General features: G+C 67.4%; 9 protein-coding genes and 1 riboswitch. Of the genes, 5 read left to right on the forward strand and 4 right to left on the reverse strand.

The features are described 5' to 3' along the window. Positions 1–18: 18 nt before the first annotated feature. The 3 genes from treS to thiD all read left to right on the forward strand — a co-directional run bounded on the left by treS (position 19) and on the right by thiD (position 6,608). Complete coding sequence (gene treS / locus H9Q09_RS11525; RefSeq protein ID WP_187391146.1) at positions 19–3,342, forward strand: maltose alpha-D-glucosyltransferase; 3,324 nt, start codon at positions 19–21, stop codon at positions 3,340–3,342. Beyond that, positions 3,339–5,567 carry a 1,4-alpha-glucan branching protein GlgB gene (gene glgB / locus H9Q09_RS11530; protein WP_210315324.1) on the forward strand — a complete coding sequence of 743 codons (2,229 nt, stop codon included), beginning with the start codon at positions 3,339–3,341 and terminating at the stop codon, positions 5,565–5,567. The genes treS and glgB overlap by 4 nt, the downstream gene beginning before the upstream one ends. An 86-nt stretch (positions 5,568–5,653) precedes the next feature. Further along, positions 5,654–5,752: riboswitch (TPP riboswitch) on the forward strand. 43 nt (positions 5,753–5,795) lie between these two features. Beyond that, positions 5,796–6,608 (forward strand): bifunctional hydroxymethylpyrimidine kinase/phosphomethylpyrimidine kinase, encoded by an 813-nt coding sequence (gene thiD / locus H9Q09_RS11535; RefSeq protein WP_187391147.1) that lies wholly within the window; start codon positions 5,796–5,798, stop codon positions 6,606–6,608. Positions 6,609–6,621: 13 nt separating this feature from the next. Here the strand turns inward: thiD and H9Q09_RS11540 are convergent, their stop codons facing one another. The 3 genes from H9Q09_RS11540 to H9Q09_RS11550 all read right to left on the reverse strand — a co-directional run bounded on the left by H9Q09_RS11540 (position 6,622) and on the right by H9Q09_RS11550 (position 11,188). Then, on the reverse strand, positions 6,622–7,788 hold the full coding sequence (locus tag H9Q09_RS11540; RefSeq protein WP_210315325.1) for a GGDEF domain-containing protein: 1,167 nt from the start codon (positions 7,786–7,788) through the stop codon (positions 6,622–6,624). Between the two features lie 113 nt (positions 7,789–7,901). Beyond that, a complete protein-coding gene (locus H9Q09_RS11545) occupies positions 7,902–8,798 on the reverse strand; it encodes a transglutaminase family protein (protein WP_187391149.1) in 897 nt (298 codons plus the stop codon). Then, positions 8,795–11,188 (reverse strand): circularly permuted type 2 ATP-grasp protein, encoded by a 2,394-nt coding sequence (locus H9Q09_RS11550; RefSeq protein ID WP_187391150.1) that lies wholly within the window; start codon positions 11,186–11,188, stop codon positions 8,795–8,797. The genes H9Q09_RS11545 and H9Q09_RS11550 overlap by 4 nt, the downstream gene beginning before the upstream one ends. A 75-nt stretch (positions 11,189–11,263) precedes the next feature. Here H9Q09_RS11550 and H9Q09_RS11555 point away from each other — a divergent pair, with 75 nt between their 5' ends. Next, a complete protein-coding gene (locus H9Q09_RS11555) occupies positions 11,264–12,052 on the forward strand; it encodes an ion transporter (RefSeq protein WP_009210816.1) in 789 nt (262 codons plus the stop codon). A 71-nt stretch (positions 12,053–12,123) separates the two neighbouring features. On the opposite strand, the gene H9Q09_RS11560 is transcribed toward H9Q09_RS11555, so the two are convergent. Beyond that, the gene (locus H9Q09_RS11560) at positions 12,124–15,525 is read right to left on the reverse strand and encodes a transglutaminase family protein (protein ID WP_187391151.1); all 3,402 of its coding nucleotides are present in this window, start codon (positions 15,523–15,525) and stop codon (positions 12,124–12,126) included. 223 nt (positions 15,526–15,748) lie between these two features. Here H9Q09_RS11560 and H9Q09_RS11565 point away from each other — a divergent pair, with 223 nt between their 5' ends. Next, on the forward strand, positions 15,749–16,846 hold the full coding sequence (locus H9Q09_RS11565) for a putative zinc-binding peptidase (protein WP_187391152.1): 1,098 nt from the start codon (positions 15,749–15,751) through the stop codon (positions 16,844–16,846). Positions 16,847–17,003: the final 157 nt, after the last annotated feature.

Genomic DNA, 17,003 nt, shown 5'->3' on the forward strand with positions numbered 1-17,003 from the left:
TCGGGAAGCAGCCTCTCCATGAACGAACAAGTTTCCGTCCAGCCGACCGATCACGCCACCGGACCCGATCCGGATGCCGCGGACTGGTACAAGGACGCGATCATCTACCAGCTCCACGTGAAGACCTATCTCGATTCCAACGGGGACGGGATCGGCGACTTCGCGGGGCTCCTGGAGAAGCTGGACTACATCCAGGCGCTGGGCGTGACGGCGATCTGGCTGCTGCCGTTCTATCCTTCGCCGCTGCGCGACGACGGCTACGACATCTCCGACTATCGCTCGGTCAATCCGTCCTACGGCAACATCGAGGACGTGGAGCGGCTGATCGCCGAGGCGCATCACCGTGGCATGCGGGTAATCACCGAACTGGTCATCAACCACACCTCCGACCAGCATCCCTGGTTCCAGGCCGCCCGCAACGCGCCCAAGGGCTCGCCCGAGCGCGACTTCTATGTCTGGGCCGACGACGACAAGGGCTACGATCTCACCCGGATCATCTTCACCGACACCGAGACCTCGAACTGGACCTGGGACCCGGTCGCCAAGCAGTATTTCTGGCACCGCTTCTTCTCGCACCAGCCGGACCTGAACTTCGACAATCCGAAGGTTCTGGAGGAAGTGCTGTCGGTCATGCATTTCTGGCTGGACAAGGGCGTCGACGGGCTGCGCCTCGACGCGATCCCTTATCTGGTCGAGCGAGAAGGGACCAACAACGAGAACCTGCCGGAGACCCACGACGTCCTGAAGGCGATCCGCGCCAATCTGGACAAACACTATCCCGACCGCATGCTCCTGGCCGAGGCCAATCAGTGGCCGGAGGACACCCGCCCCTATTTCGGCGACGGCGACGAATGCCACATGGCGTTCCACTTCCCGCTGATGCCGCGCATGTACATGGCGGTGGCGCAGGAGGATCGGCACCCGATCACCGACATCATGCGGCAGACGCCCGAGATCCCGGCCAACTGCCAGTGGGCGATCTTCCTGCGCAACCATGACGAGCTGACGCTGGAAATGGTCACCGAGGAAGAGCGCGACTATCTCTGGTCGACCTATGCGGCCGACACCCGCGCCCGGATCAATCTCGGCATCCGCCGCCGCCTCGCACCGCTGATGGGCAACGACCGCCGCAAGGTCGAGCTTCTCAACGCACTCCTGATGTCGATGCCCGGCACGCCGACCGTCTATTACGGCGACGAGATCGGCATGGGCGACAATTACTATCTCGGCGACCGCGACGGCGTGCGCACGCCCATGCAGTGGTCGGCCGACCGCAATGGCGGGTTCTCCCGCTCCGATCCGCAGCGGCTCTATCTGCCGGTGATCCAGGACCCGGTCTATGGCTACCAGGCCGTCAATGTCGAGGCGCAGTCGAACAATCCGGCCTCGCAGCTCAACTGGATGCGGCGCCTGATCCAGGTCCGTCGCACCAAGGAAGCCTTCGGCCGCGGCACGGTGAAGTTCCTCTATCCGTCGAACCGCAAGATTCTCGCCTATCTGCGCGAATATGGCGACGAGCGCATCCTGTGCGTCGCCAATCTCTCCTCCTCGGCGCAGGCTGTGGAACTCGAACTCGCCGATTTCGCCGGCGCCATGCCGGTGGAGATGCTGGGTCTGTCGACCTTCCCGCAGATTGGCACCGGCACCTACATGCTGACCCTGCCGGCCTTCGGCTTCTTCTGGTTCGACCTCGCCGCGACCGCGACGAGGGCGCCCGAGCCGACGCCGCTGCCCGCCTTCTCGACCCTGGTCGTCTCCGGCGACCTGAAGGGCACGATCAATGCGCGCAATCAGCATGAACTGGAATCGGTGCTGCCGGAATTCGTCGGCGGCCAGCGCTGGTTCGCCGCGAAGGCCGAGGGCCAGCGCAGCGTCTCGCTGGAAGTGCTCGGACCGCCGACCCCGAACTCCCGCCGCCATCTCTTCAACGAGATCGTCGTCGAGGCCGAGGACGGCCAGCACCGCTACTTCATGCCGCTCAGCGCCAAATGGGGCGAAGAGAATCTGAGCTCGCAAGCCCCGCTGCTGCCTTACACCCTGACCAAGATCCGGCAGGGTCCGCGCATCGGTGCCGTCGTCGACGGCACGCGGGACCCGGATCTCGCCAAGCTCGTGGTCTCGCTGATCGCGGCCGGCGTCGATATCGATCTCGGCGGTGCGTCCCTGCACGTTGCCGCGTCGGAGACAGAACGCGACGGGCTGGCGCGGGCCCTGCTCGTCGAGCCGGAACAGATCCATGCGATTGCCGGCGAGCAGTCGAACACCTCCGTCCTTGTCGGGGACGAGGCGATCCTGAAGTTCTACCGCCGCCTGCGCGACGGCGTTCAGCCGGAACTCGAGATCACCCGCTTCCTTACCGAGAAGACCGATTTCGAGGCCGCGCCCGCGCTGCTCGGATCGATCGAGCTGGTGCGCGAGGATGGCAGCCGCACGGCGATCGCGGCCCTGTTCGAACAGGTCCGCAACCAGGGCGACGCCTGGACGGTCGTGACCGATGCGCTGGCGCGCTATCTGCGCGACCACGCCTATTCCAACGAGCCGGCCACGGAAGACGGTGCCGAGATCGCGCCGATGAGCGATCTCAAGCTCGCCATCCAGATCGATGTCGGCGATGTGCTCGGCACGCGGACCGGCGAGATGCACGCGGCGCTGGCAACGGTCACCGGCGATCCGGCCTTCGATCCGGAGCCGATCGACACCGCGTCGCTGGCGGAGATGCTGGCCGAGGCCAAGCGCGAGGCGACGGATGCGCTGACCGTGCTGCGCCGCATGCGCGACAATGCCGGCGACGGCATCGGTCTGGACGTGGATCGCCTGCTCGGGGCCGAGAAGGACATCCTGACCTGGTTCGACGGCTTCATGAAGCTGACGGTCAATTCGCACCGGACCCGGATCCACGGCGACTACCATCTGGGCCAGGTTCTGGTGGCCAAGAACGACGTGGCCATCCTCGATTTCGAGGGTGAGCCGGGCCGCGATCTGGAAGAGCGGCGGCGCAAATCCTCGCCGCTGCGGGACGTGGCCGGCATGATCCGTTCCTTCGACTACGCCGCCTTCTCCGCTCGCGACAAGGCGGGCCCCGCCGACGAGGGCACCGTCGAGCGGCTGCGCGAAATGGCCGAGAGCTGGCGCGACGAGGTCACCGAGACCTTCCTTGCGCGCTGGAGCGAGGCCTCCGGCATGTCGCTTGCCGACCCGGCGACCGGGCAGTTGCTGGATCTCTTCGTGCTCCAGAAGGCTTTCTATGAACTGCGCTACGAAGCGACGATGCGCCCCGCATGGCTGTCGATCCCGCTGCGGGGAATCGTGGCGCTCCTCGAGAAACGACAGGTTTTGAAATGACGCTGACGAGTTCCTCATCGCGCGGAGCGGCCGCTTCGACCGACCATCGCGCCGACGCGCATCAGATCGATGCCATCGGCCGCGGAATCCACGGCGATCCCTTCGGCGTGCTCGGACCGCGCAAGGCCGACGGAGGCACCATCGTGCGCGTCTTCCGGCCCGGTGCCGAGACGGCCGCGGTCGTAGACAAGACGGGCAAGCTCCTGGGCGAGCTGGAAGCGGGCGGTGCCGACGGCTTCCATTCGGGCTACGTGTCCGGCCTGAAACCGGACGACGCCTATCGCCTGCAGTTCACGCATGGCGGCGAACGCTGGCAGGAGGAGGACACCTATCGCTTCGGCACAGTGCTGGGCGAGCAGGACGTCTATCTCCTGGCGGAAGGCAACCACTACCGCCTCTATGAGAAGCTCGGCGCCCATCCGACAATCATGGACGGCGTCGAGGGCACGGCCTTCGCCGTGCTGGCGCCGGCCGCCCGGCGGGTGTCCGTGGTCGGCAATTTCGATTCCTGGGATGGCCGCCGCCATGTCATGCGCAAGCGCCATGAGTGCGGCGTGTGGGAATTGTTCATCCCCGCCGTCGGCCGCGGCGAGGTCTACAAATACGAGATCATCGGCGCCGACGGAAACCTTTTGCCGCTGAAGACCGATCCGGTCGGCTTCCTGCAGGAGATGGCCCCGTCGACCGGCTCGATCGTCGACGGCCTCGTCGAGCACGAATGGAAGGACGACGAGTTCCAGGCCCATGCGGCCGACTGGCAGGATCGCGAGAAGCCGATCTCGATCTACGAGGTGCATCTGGGGTCCTGGCGGCGGGGTCCCGACAACGCCTATCTCGACTATGACGAACTGGCCGCCGAACTCGTGCCCTATGTGCGCGACATGGGCTTCACCCATGTCGAGTTGCTGCCGGTTTCCGAGCATCCCTTCTACGGGTCCTGGGGCTACCAGCCGATCGGCCTCTACGCGCCGACCTCGCGCTTCGGATCGCCTGCGGGCTTCGCACGCCTCGTCGATGCGCTGCATCAGGCCGGCATCGGGGTGCTCCTCGACTGGGTTCCGGGGCATTTTCCGACCGACACCCACGGTCTCGGCCAGTTCGACGGCACCGCGCTCTACGAACATCCCGATCCGCGCCGCGGCTTCCACAAGGACTGGAACACGCTGATCTACGATTACGGCCGGCCGGAAGTGGAGAACTTCCTGGTCGCCAACGGTCTCTACTGGCTCGACCGCTTCCACATCGACGGCCTGCGCGTCGACGCGGTCGCCTCGATGCTGTATCTCGACTATTCGCGCGAGCACGGCGAATGGGAGCCCAACATCCATGGCGGGCGCGAGAATCTCGAGGCCATGGCGTTCCTCAAGGACACCAACGAGCGGGTCGGCGAGTACTATCCCAAGGCGACGACCCATGCCGAGGAATCGACCGCCTTCCCGGACGTGTCACGCCCGACCTTCGCCGGCGGCCTCGGCTTCCACTTCAAGTGGAACATGGGCTGGATGCACGACACCCTGCATTACATGCAGGAAGACCCGATCAACCGGCGCTACCATCACCACCACATGACCTTCGGCATGGTCTACGCCTATTCGGAGAACTTCGTCCTGCCGCTGAGCCATGACGAGGTGGTCTACGGAAAGGGCTCGCTGCTCGGCAAGATGCCGGGTGACGAGTGGCAGAAATTCGCCAATCTGCGGGCCTATTTCGGCTTCATGTGGACCCATCCCGGCAAGAAGCTGATCTTCATGGGCGGCGAGTTCGGGCAGGTCGGCGAGTGGAACCACGACCGCTCCCTCGACTGGCATCTCCTGGAGCAGCCCGGTCACGAGGGCATGCGGCGCCTCGTGCGCGATCTCAACACCATGTATCGCGAGATCCCGGCGCTCTACGAACTCGACTGCGATCCGGCCGGCTTCGAATGGGTCGACACGTCCAATGTCGAGCAGAGCGTCATCGCCTTCATGCGCAAGGACCGCGCCGGCAATCCGGTGCTGATCGTGTCGAACTTCACGCCGGTGCCGCGCCACGAGTACCGGATCGGCGTGCCGCTGCCCGGCCGCTGGGTCGAGCGCCTGAACACCGATTCGGAGATCTACGGCGGCTCCAATGTCGGCAATATGGGCGGCAAGGACGCCGAGGAGGTGTCGGTGCACGGCCGGCCTTACTCGATCCCGCTGTCGCTGCCGCCGCTCGGCACCATCGTCCTGGTGCAGGAAGGCTGAGCCGCCGGAAGGCCGGAACGGCGGCCCACTTGCCGCCGTCCGCTCGCGGGAGCTGCTGACATGAGGGCGGCGACCGCGTAGAACCGAATGCGTGACGGGGGCGCCCGCCGGAAACGGCAGGCTGAGATGCACCCTTCGAACCTGACCCGGATAATGCCGGCGGAGGGAGTCGCGGCGGGGTCTCTCACATGCTCCGTCGGGCTCGTCGTCGGCCAGGAGCCGACCGCGATGCCAAGCCAGTCCACCATCCGCAACGTTCTCTCGATCGCCGGCTCGGACCCGTCCGGCGGGGCCGGCATCCAGGCCGATCTGAAGACCTTCGCGGCGAACGGCGTCTACGGCATGGCCGTGATCACCGCGCTGACCGCCCAGAACACGCGGGGCGTGAGCGGCGTCGAGATGGTCTCGCCCGACTTCGTTACCCGCCAGATCGATGCGGTCTTTGCCGATATCCGCGTCGATGCGGTGAAGATCGGCATGATCGCCACCGCCGAAATCGCCCATGCTGTCGCGGATGCGCTGAAACGGCATCAGGCGCGAAACGTCGTTCTCGACCCGGTCATGGTCGCCAAGGGCGGCGACCGCCTGCTGGCCGAGGAGGCCGTGGCGGCGTTACGCAGCGAACTCGTACCCCTTGCCGATATGATCACGCCGAACCTGCCGGAAGCGGCCGTGCTGCTCGATGTTGCGGAAGCCACCGGTCGGGACGGGATGGAGGCGACCGCGACCCGCCTGCAGGCGCTGGGCTGTGGCTCGGCGCTATTGAAGGGCGGCCATCTGAGCGGCGACGACAGCCCGGACCTGCTGGTGACGGCAGCCCGGAGCGAATGGTTCGAGGGCGCGCGCCTTCAAACCCGCAACACCCACGGCACCGGCTGCACGCTGTCCTCGGCGCTGGCGGCGCAGCTGGCGCTGACCGGCGACGCGTTCGCGTCGGTGAGGATCGCCAAGGCCTATGTCGCGGGTGCCATCGGTGCGGCGGACCGGCTGGGCGTCGGATCGGGGCACGGTCCGACGCACCATTTCCACCGTCATTGGTAGCTGAGCGCTCGGCTCAGGAGGCCTGCAGCAGGGCGTCGTCCGCGGGCGGTCCATTCTCCGGGACGTTCACCGCGACGGCCTCGACGCGGTCGCGGCCCATGGATTTCGCGCGGTAGAGCGCCTGGTCGGCAGCCGTCAGCAGGCCGTTCAGGTCGCGGTTCGCCTCGTTGGTGGCCACGCCGGCACTGACGGTGGCCGCGATCGACCGACCGCCGACCGTGCGGGCCTGATTGGCAAATCCGCGGACGATCGCCTTTGCGATGACCGCCGGCTCGTGCTTGTCGCGGCGCCGGACGAGGGCGGCGAACTCCTCGCCTCCGAGACGGGCGAAGACGTCGGTCGGACGCAGATGATCGGCGGTGCTGTCGACGAACAGCTTGATGACCTCGTCGCCGCAGCCATGCCCGTGATCGTCGTTGATCTTCTTGAAGCGGTCGAGATCGAACAGGAGCAGGGCGACGTCGCCAGCATCGGCGTCGTTAAGAAGCGCGGTCGCCTTGGTGGTGAAGGCCCGACGGTTGTCGATGCCGGTCAGGAAGTCGGTTTCCGACAGGCGGCGCAGGGACTGCTCATGCCGCCCGCGCACCATGGCGATGACGAGATAGGTGCTCACGCCGATCATCAGGATGGCCTGGGTCATCACCAGCGTGAACAGGAAGCCGGTCATCAATTGCTGGTCGGAGACGGCGGCCGGCAGGCCGACCAGCATCACGCGCAGGGCGCAGAACAGACCATGCGCACCGAAGGCCGCGCTGAGGATCAGCGCCGGGCCGCTGCGGGCCGTCGGGTTGAGCAGGGTCAGCGCGATGGCCAGCGAATAGAAGGCGGCGATGGTCGAGATCACGGCGACCCGGGCCTCGATGCTCTCTGCCGCCGGGGACAGCCCGTAGAACAGCAGCCAGACGACCGGCCCGGCATACCACCAGAGGCTGGTTTTCACACCGCAGAACCGGGCGAAGCCGACATAGAGCAGCGCGTAGCCTGCGAGTAGCAGCGCATTGGCCCCGCCGATGGCCACGGCATAGAATTCGAACACCCGCAGCGGCGCCGTGGCCGCAGCCAGCGCGATCAGCCCCATGCCGGCGCTCCAGTACAGCAGCGCCGTCTCGCGCAGATTCCGCCATTCGACCAGATGGCAGAGGCTGGCGCTGAGACAGAGCGCGCTCAGGACAAGGAGCATCGTGGGGGTATGTATCTGCATGAGCCCGCGAAAAACGAAGATGACGTAGGGATACTAGCGCGAAAGATGTCGACGCTTCGTTACGACTTGCAACGATGAGTCCGCAAGAAACCTCAGTCGCTCGCGGCGGTGGCGTCGTCCAGCGGGACTACGTCGACGGCATGTGAGGTCTGCTGGTGGCCGGCGGTCACGACGACACCCGCAACCGGGGCAACGTCGTCATAGTCGCGGCCCATGGCCACGATGATGTGGCCCTGTTCCACCGCGACGCCGTTGGTCGGGTCGAACCCGACCCAGCCGGCATCCGGGCCGAGCCACGCGGCGGCCCAGGCATGCATGGAATCGGCGCCTTCGAGGCGCGGCTGTCCAGGCGGCGGTTCGGTGCGCAGGAAGCCGCTGACATAGCCCGCGGGAATGCCGGCGCCGCGCAGCCCCGCGACCATGACATGCGCAAAGTCCTGGCAGACCCCGCGGCGGCGCGCAAAGGCTTCGGCGACGCCGGTGCGCACGTCCGTCGCGCCGGGTTCGTAGGCGAAGTCGTCCTGGATGCGCCTCGCCAGCGCGAGCACGCCGGGGCCCGCCTGCAGCGCCTCGTCGAGGCTCGAAGCGGCATAGGCGGTGATGTCGCTGGCCGGCACGATGCGGCGACTGCGGCCGAGAAAATGGATCGGCGACAGCGCGTCGCTGCCGCGCCAGGTGATCGCGGCGTCGGCGACGGCATCGGCCGTCGGCGTTGCCGCCAGGTCCACCGGTGCGCGGTCGACCCGCACGCGGGCGCGCATATCGACGGCCAGTTCGCCATGCGGCCGGCGGAACGCCACGTCCTCGACCGGATTGCCGAAGAAATCATGCTCTTGATGATGCTCGTCGGGATCGGGCGAGACGACGACCGTCGAGGTGAGGACGCGCTGGCCGCTGTCGTTGCGGGGCCGCACATAGAGGAGATGGCGGGCATCGGCGACGGCGGAGGGATAGGCGCAGCCGATCTGCAGGCGGATGTCGTAGATCATTCCGGGCCGCCCCCGTCGGTCGGGGCCGCCGGGCCGGCCATCAGATAGCGGCGTCCGATGAGGTCCGACAATAGCCCGAGATCGCCGGCGACACGTTCGAGGAAGGCGGTGTCCACTTCCGCTGCCTCGGCGGTTTCCAGCCGGACCTTGAGGCGTGCCACCCGGCGAAACAGCATGTCCGGCGTCTCGCCGGACTTCACGCCGGGCAGCTCCACCAGCCGCGCCTCCAGATCGTTGACCTGGAAGGCGAGCGAACGCGGATTGAGCGGATCGAGAAGCGTCAGGTCGACCACCGTCTCCTGCGACAGATCCACTGAGTAGCGGCGGCGATAGGTGACACGGCTGTCGGTGAATTCGAGCAGCGCTTCCAGTGCGCCCTCCGGCGGCGCGTCCCGCATCAGCGTCGCCGCGATCAGCGCCGACATCTGGCCGCGCTCGATCCGCCGGCCGCATTGCATGAAGCGCCAGCCGGTGAACTGGTACATGTTCTCGCGCACGAGGCCCGTAAAGCCCGACAGCCGCGTCAGGATCTGGCTGGTCAGCGCCACGATGTCCCGGTCATCGTCGGCGATGGCCTGTTCGATCAGCTCGACGATCTCGTTCAGGCTGCGCCATCCATCGGGCGAAAACCGGTCGCGGATGCGCGAGGCGGTGCTGGCGGCCTGGCGGGCCAGCATCAGGAGGCCCGTTGCCGGGTCTGCCGGCGGGATCGAGACGCCGAGCCCTGACAGAAGCGTCGCGACACTGGCCTCCACCTCGGCCAGCCGCTGGCCTTCGCCGGCCCGCGCCGCGTAGAGCCGCAGAAGCCGGGTGGCGACCTCGCAGCGCTCGGCATAGCGGCCGAGCCAGTAGAGATTGTCGGCGGCCCTTGCCGGCAGCGCCCCCGGCAGCCGCCGCAGGAAACGGTCGCCCGAGCCGAGCAGCGTGACCGGGCTTGCCGGCGTCTCGGAGGGAATCCAGACGTCGGTCGAGCGGCCACCCTTCTGCATGGAGACGACGCGGGCGTCGCGGGAATCGGCGATGCGGGCAAAGCCACCCGGCATGACGTGCCAGCCATCCTCGTCGCGGGCGAGAAAGACCCGCAGGGTGACCGGTCGCGGTTCCAGCACACCCTCCACGAAGGCGGGCGCGGTGGACAGGCGGGCGATCTCCTGACCGACCAGCCGGAACCCCTCCGCAACGAGGCGCGATCCGCTGTCGCCGGTATCGAAGGCCGGCCCGGCATCGCCGGTCGCGGCGGAGGGCGGGAATGCGTCGGCCAGTTGCAGCCGGTCGCGATGGGCCGCGACATGCGCCCGCTCCGCCTCCTGGCCGCACCACCATGTCGCCACCGTCGGTAGCGCCAGCCGTCGGCCGATCAGCGCCTCTGCCAGCGGTTCCTGGAACGCCATCAGGGCGCGGCTCTCCAGGATGCCCGAGCCCGGCGCGTTGACCATCGCCAGCGTCTTGGCACGGACCGCGCGCAGCAGGCCGGGCGTGCCGATCCGCGAGCCGGCGAACAGCTCCAGCGGGTCGCAGAAATCGGCGTCGAGCCGGCGCCACAGGACGCGAATGGCGCGGGTGCCGTCGACGGTGCGCACGTCGACGCGGTCGCCATGCACGACGAGGTCGCCGCCCTCCAGGAGCAGCAGGCCGAGATAGCGGGCGAGATAGGCCTGTTCGTAATAGGTGTCGTTGTGGGGCCCGGGGGTCAGGAGACCGATGCGCGAGGCGTCGGGGCCGGCCAGCCTGTAGAGGCTGTCGCGGAAACGCTGGAAGAAGCCGGCCAGCCGTTCGACATTCATGTCGCGGGTGAGTTCGGGGAAGGCCTTGGCCGTGGCGACGCGGTTTTCCAGCGCGAAGCCGGCGCCGGACGGTGCCTGGGTGCGGTCGCCCAACACCCACCAGCGCCCGTCGGGACCGCGGCCGAGATCCATGGCGATGAAGCGGATCAGCGGCTCGCCGGACAGTCCCTGGTCGGCGACGGGCCGCAGGAATTCCGGGTTCTGGCCGAGGATCGGGCCGGGCAGGGTGCCCTCGGTGATCAGCCGGCGCTCGCCGTAGAGGTCGGCAAGCAGCCGTTCCAGGATGTCGGCACGCTCGACCAGACCGTCCGACAGGTTCTGCCACTCCGCCGGATCGAGCACCAGCGGCGGCTGCGACAGCGGCCAGTCGCGCTCCACCTCGCTGGCGTCGCCATAGACCCGGTGGAACACGCCGGCTTCGCTGAGATATTGCCGGGCGCTGCGGAACCGCGCGTCGCGCTCGCCGTCCGCCATGCTGCCCAGGGCATCGATCAGCGGGCGGTAATGCGCACGCACCGAGCCGTCCCGCGCCAGCATCTCGTCATGGCCGGTGCCGACAAGGGCGCCGTAGCGGGCGAGAACGGACGCGGGATCACGGAACTGCATGCTTTTTCGTAAAACTCCTGACCAGATGGGCTATAGCCGCATTCGCTCTCTGGACCTAGCAAGAGATTGGACACCATGCGCGCACACCTCGCCAGCCTGCTGCGCTCGCGCCGCTGGGAATACTTCATCATCACCGTCATCGTGATCAACGCGATCACGCTCGGTCTCGAGACCGATCCCTGGATGATGGCGACCTTCGGCTCGCTCTTGGTGGCGCTCGACCAGACGATCGTCGTCGTCTTCGTGATCGAGATCTGCCTGCGCATCTATGCCTTCGGGTGGCGGTTCTTCCGCGATCCCTGGAGCCTGTTCGACTTCGCCATCGTCGCGATCGCGCTGATGCCGGCGACCGGGCCGCTGACAGTGCTGCGCGCCCTGCGCATCCTGCGGGTGATGCGGCTGATCTCGGTGGTGCCGTCGCTGCGCCGGGTCATCGGCGGGCTGATCGCGGCACTGCCCGGCATGGGCTCGATCGTCGTCCTCCTGCTTCTGGTCTTCTACGTCTTCTCGGTGATGGCGACCAAGCTCTACGGCGCGACTTTCCCCGAATGGTTCGGCAGCATCGGCGCGTCGATCTACACGCTGTTCCAGGTGATGACGCTGGAGAGCTGGTCGATGGGCATCGTGCGGCCGGTGATGGAGGCGCACCCCCATGCCTGGCTGTTCTTCGTGCCGTTTATCCTGTCGACGACCTACGCCGTCCTGAACCTGTTCATCGGTGTCATCGTCTCGGCCATGCAGGAGGAGCATCAGGCCGTCGTCGAGGCCGAGCAGGAGCAGGTGCACGACGAGAACATGCAGGTGCTTGCGGAGCTGCGGGCGCTGCGCAGCGAGCTTGCGGAGATCAAGACGCGGCTCGCCTGAGGCGGGAGCCGATTTGGCAGGCCCGCCCGTGGTGGTTGGGCGGGCCTGCCGGTATCAGGGTGATCGCGACCCTAGGCGAGGCCGGCGGGGCGCCGCAGGTCCAGCGTCGTCGGGAAGGTCGCGTTGGGCCGCTCGCCGATCGGCTCGTAGGTGCCGGGCGTGTGGCCGATTTCCTCGAAGCGGGCGAGGCGCCGGGCCTCGGCCTCGTAGGAATTGACCGGGAACGTATCGTAGTTGCGACCGCCCGGATGGGCGACGTGATAGACGCAGCCGCCCAGCGAGCGCTTCGACCAGCGATCGTAGATGTCGAAGGTCAGCGGCGCGTCGACGGGCAGGGTCGGATGCAGGCCCGAGGCCGGCTGCCATGCCTTGAAGCGCACGCCCGCCACCGCGTCCTTGCCACTGCCGGTCGGCGTCATCGGCACCTCGCGGCCGTTGCAGGTGAGCATGTGCCGCGCCGGGTCGAAGCCGCTCATCTTCGCCTGCAGCCGCTCGACCGAGGAATCGACGAAGCGCACCGTGCCGCCGATGGCTCCCGTCTCGCCCATCACATGCCAGGGCTCCAGCGCCTGGCGCAGTTCCAGCGTGACACCGCTGCGCTCGATCCGGCCGCAGAAGGGGAAGCGGAACTCGGCCTGCGCCTCGAACCACTCGGCCCGCATCGGATAGCCGGCCGCACCGAGGTCGGCGAGGACGTCGGTGAAGTCCTGCCAGACGAATTCCGGCAGCATGAAGCGGTCGTGCAGGGTGGTGCCCCAGCGCACGAAGCGGCCGGTCTCCGGCGTCTTCCAGAACTTGGCGATCAGCGCCCGGATCAGCAGCTGCTGGGCAAGGCTCATCCGCGCGTCCGGCGGCATCTCGAAGCCGCGGAACTCGACGAGACCGAGGCGGCCCGTCGGGCCGTCGGGGGAGAACAGCTTGTCGATGCAGATCTCGGCCCGGTGGGTGTTGCCGGTCACGTCGATCAGGAGGTTGCGGAACAGCCGGTCGGTCATCCACGGCGCGACGGAGGTGGAATCCGCCGGGATCTGCGCCATGGCGATCTCGAGTTCATAGAGCTGGTCGTGACGCGCCTCGTCGATGCGGGGCGCCTGGCTCGTCGGTCCGATGAACAGGCCGGAGAACAGATAGGACAGCGACGGATGGCGCTGCCAGTAGAGGACCAGCGACTTCAAAAGGTCCGGCCGCCGCAGGAAGGGCGAATCCAGCGGCGTCGCGCCGCCGACGACCACATGGTTGCCGCCGCCGGTGCCGGCATGCTTACCGTCGATCATGAACTTGTCGGTGCCCAGCCGCGACTGCCGCGCCTCCTCGTAGACGGCGGTGGTGATGTCGACGCTCTCGCGCCATGACGCGGCGGGATGGACATTGACCTCGATGACGCCCGGGTCGGGCGCGACGCGGATGACGTTGAGCCGCGGATCGGCCGGCGGGGCGTAGCCCTCGATCTGGATCGGCAGGTTTTCCGCTTCCGCCACCTCCTCGACCGCGCCGAGAAGATCGAGATAGGCCTCGGCCGTCTCCAGCGGCGGCATGAACACGCACAATTTGCCGTCGCGCGGCTCGATGGCGATGGCCGTGCGCACCGCACCGAGAATTGCGTTGGGGCTCGGCTCGGCCGGGGCCGCCGGCGCCGCGGTGCCGGAAGCCGACGTCATGCCGGCGCCGCCCGCCGACTGGCGCATCGTGCCGGCAGGGCCGTCCATCGCCTGCTCGGCCGCGTCGTCCCGCTGGCTCTGCATCTCGACGCGGCCGTACTGGGTGCGGTTTTGCGGCGGCAGCGGCGGGAAGGGCTGCATCGGGTCGGCCGGGTGGATGTAGGGATAGTCCTTCGGCTCCAGATGCGGGATCGCACCGAGCGGCAGGCGATAGCCCAGCGCGCTGTCGCCGGGGGCGAGGAACAGATGCCCGCGCCGGGTCGTCCAGCGCTCCGACTGCCAGCGCAGGGCGCGCTCGCCGCGTCCCTGCCAGGCCTGCACCGGCAGGACATAGCCGGTCGGCTTGGACAGGCCGCGCGAGAACACGGTCGCCAGACGGGCGCGTTCCTCCGGGTCCTCCAGCTTGGAATCCGTCGGCTCGACATTTTCGGGAAGCTGCGCCTCGCGGGCGAGCCAGTAGGCGGAGTCCTCATAGGCCGGCGCGGCGTAGTCGGGCGACACGCCGATCGCCTCGGCGACCTTGCGCGACAGGCGCTCGGCCTCTTCGGGCCCGACCGGGCGCGCCTCGGTTTCGCGCGCCACCAGTTCGGCGTTCTTCCAGACCGGCACGCCGTCCTTGCGCCAGTAGAGCGAGAAGGTCCAGCGCGGCAGGGTCTCGCCCGGATACCACTTGCCCTGGCCGTAATGCAGGAAGCCGCCGGGCGCGAACCGGTCGCGCAGGCGCCGGATCAGGTCGTCGGCAAGGCCCCGCTTCATCGGGCCGGTCGCGTCGGCGTTCCATTCCGGCGACTCGAACTCGTCGATCGAGACGAAGGTCGGCTCGCCGCCCATGGTCAGGCGGACGTCGTTCTCCACCAGCTCGCGGTCCACCGTCTCGCCGAGTGCGTCCAGCGCCTGCCAGCTTTCCTCGGAGAAGGGGTAGGAGACGCGCGGCCGCTCGGAGATGCGATCGACGGTCATCTCGAAGTCGAATTCGACCTCGGCGAAGCTGACGACGCCCGAGATCGGCGCGGCCGAGCGGTAATGCGGGGTGGCAGCCAGCGGCACGTGGCTCTCGCCGGTCATCAGGCCGGAGGTGGGGTCGAGGCCGATCCAGCCGGCGCCGGGCAGATAGACCTCGGCCCAGGCGTGCAGGTCGGTGAAATCGACATCGGTGCCCGTGGGACCGTCGAGGGCGACCTGATCGGGCTTGAGCTGGATCAGATAGCCGGAGACGAAGCGGGCGGCGAAGCCGAGATGGCGCAGGACCTGGACCAGCAGCCAAGACGTGTCGCGGCACGAGCCCGAGCGGTTCTGCAGCGTTTCGTCCGGCGTCTGAATGCCCGGCTCCATGCGCACCAGATAGGTGATCTCCTGCTGCAGCGTCCGGTTGAGGCCGACGAGGAAATCCACCGTATGGGTTTCGCTGCGGTCGAGGTCTTCCAGATAGCGGCTCAGCAGCGGACCGGCCGGCTCGGCGCCGAGATAGGCGGAGAGGTCGGTCTTCAGCGGCTCCTCGTACTGGAACGGCCAGGCCTCGGCCGCCTCCTCGACGAAGAAGTCGAACGGATTGTAGACCGTCATGTCGGCCAGGAGATCGACCTCGATGCGGAATTCCGTCGCTTCTTCCGGGAACACCAGCCGCGCGAGGTAGTTGCCGAATGGATCCTGTTGCCAGTTGATGAAGTGGTTTTCCGGCAGGATCTTCAGCGCGTAGGACGGCACTCTGGTGCGCGAATGCGGCGCCGGCCGCAGCCGGATGACCTGCGGGCCGAGCCTGACGGGACGGTCGTAGCGGTAATGGGTGACATGGTGCAGGGCTGCTAGGATCGACATCGGAACTTTCGTGCAGGTCACTCGGAACGCGGCGGGGCGGATGCTGCAGACGTTCCTTGACCATAAGGCCGGGACGGTTTCCGGCAAGCTCTCCCATCCCCCTGCAGGGGATGCGGACCGATTTATTTGCCTCCGGCGCCACAAAGCCGGAACCTGCCGCCCATCGGCGCATTTATGCGCGCTGGCTGCTAACGCCACGTCAGGCGCCGCAAAGGTATTGAAGATGAAGCTGTTTTCCTGTCCGTCCTGTTCGCACACCGTGTTCTTCGAAAACACCGTCTGCGAGCGCTGCAATCACGCGCTCGGCTATGAGCCGCAGGCCAACCATATCCTGGCGCTGGAGGCCGACGACGGGATCTGGAAGTCTGTCGGCGCCTACAGCGATGCCGGCCGCTGGAAATACTGCCAGAACAGCGAATATGGCGTCTGCAACTGGCTGATCCCGGGCGACAGCGCCGACAGCCTGTGCGCGGCCTGCCGGCACAATGTCACGGTGCCCGACCTCGGCGACACCGAGAAGGTCGATCTGTGGCGCAGCATGGAGATCGCCAAGCACCGGATGATCTACACCGCGATGCGCCTCGGCCTGCCCTTGGTGACCCGCGACGAGGACGACGAGGGCCTGGGCTTCGACTTCCTGTCGAACGATCCCGGCACCAACGAATCGGTCATGACCGGCCATGACGACGGCCTGATCACCATCGCGCTGGTCGAGGCGAACGATGCCGAGCGCGAGCAGCGCCGCACTGCAATGGGCGAACCCTACCGCACGCTGCTCGGCCATTTCCGCCACGAGGTCGGCCACTGGTACTGGGATCGGCTGGTCCGCGACGGCGGTGCGCTGGACGCCTGCCGGGCGATCTTCGGCGACGATACGGTCGATTACGGCGACGCGCTGCAGACCCACTACGCCAACGGCCCGAAGCCGAACTGGCAGGACGAATATGTCTCGTCCTACGCCGGTGCCCATGCCTGGGAGGATTTCGCCGAGACCTGGGCGCATTACTTCCACATTGTCGATACGCTGGAGACCGGCCACAGCTGGGGCGTCATCGTCAATCCGCGGGTCGACGAGGCCGGGCTCCTCAGCACCCGGATCGATTTCGACGTCTTCTCGGAAGGCGTCACGACGCAGGAGATCGCCGGGGCGTGGCTGCCGCTGTCGGCGGCGCTGAACTCGTTCAACCGTTCGATGGGGCACCAGGATCTCTATCCCTTCGTGCTCTCCGAAACGGTGATCGGCAAGCTCGGCTTCATCCACGATCTGGTCCATGGCCGGATCGGCAACGCGACAGGCAAGGCCGGCGCGCACCGCGGCTGACGAGCAGGTCGCGGCCATCGAAATTACCGGGCGCGGACCGGTCTGGCGGTGGCACAAATGCCATTCGCGTGAGTTAGGCTGATGCGAGCCGGAGACGGAAGCAGCGTCGGCTGGCAAGGCGGTCGCAGCGACACGACCCGCCACCGCGTGCAGCGCG

The organism is Aurantimonas sp. DM33-3, from assembly GCF_014334315.1.
In the GTDB taxonomy this organism is placed as follows: Bacteria; Pseudomonadota; Alphaproteobacteria; order Rhizobiales; family Rhizobiaceae; genus Aurantimonas; species Aurantimonas coralicida.

Bases quoted from the DNA above. Each gene is read 5' to 3' on its own strand.
- treS (WP_187391146.1), top strand. From the start codon at position 19: ATGAACGAACAAGTTTCCGTCCAGCCGACCGATCACGCCACCGGACCC.
- glgB (WP_210315324.1), top strand. From the start codon at position 3,339: ATGACGCTGACGAGTTCCTCATCGCGCGGAGCGGCCGCTTCGACCGAC.
- thiD (WP_187391147.1), top strand. From the start codon at position 5,796: ATGCCAAGCCAGTCCACCATCCGCAACGTTCTCTCGATCGCCGGCTCG.
- H9Q09_RS11540 (WP_210315325.1), bottom strand. From the start codon at position 7,788: ATGCTCCTTGTCCTGAGCGCGCTCTGTCTCAGCGCCAGCCTCTGCCAT.
- H9Q09_RS11545 (WP_187391149.1), bottom strand. From the start codon at position 8,798: ATGATCTACGACATCCGCCTGCAGATCGGCTGCGCCTATCCCTCCGCC.
- H9Q09_RS11550 (WP_187391150.1), bottom strand. From the start codon at position 11,188: ATGCAGTTCCGTGATCCCGCGTCCGTTCTCGCCCGCTACGGCGCCCTT.
- H9Q09_RS11555 (WP_009210816.1), top strand. From the start codon at position 11,264: ATGCGCGCACACCTCGCCAGCCTGCTGCGCTCGCGCCGCTGGGAATAC.
- H9Q09_RS11560 (WP_187391151.1), bottom strand. From the start codon at position 15,525: ATGTCGATCCTAGCAGCCCTGCACCATGTCACCCATTACCGCTACGAC.
- H9Q09_RS11565 (WP_187391152.1), top strand. From the start codon at position 15,749: ATGAAGCTGTTTTCCTGTCCGTCCTGTTCGCACACCGTGTTCTTCGAA.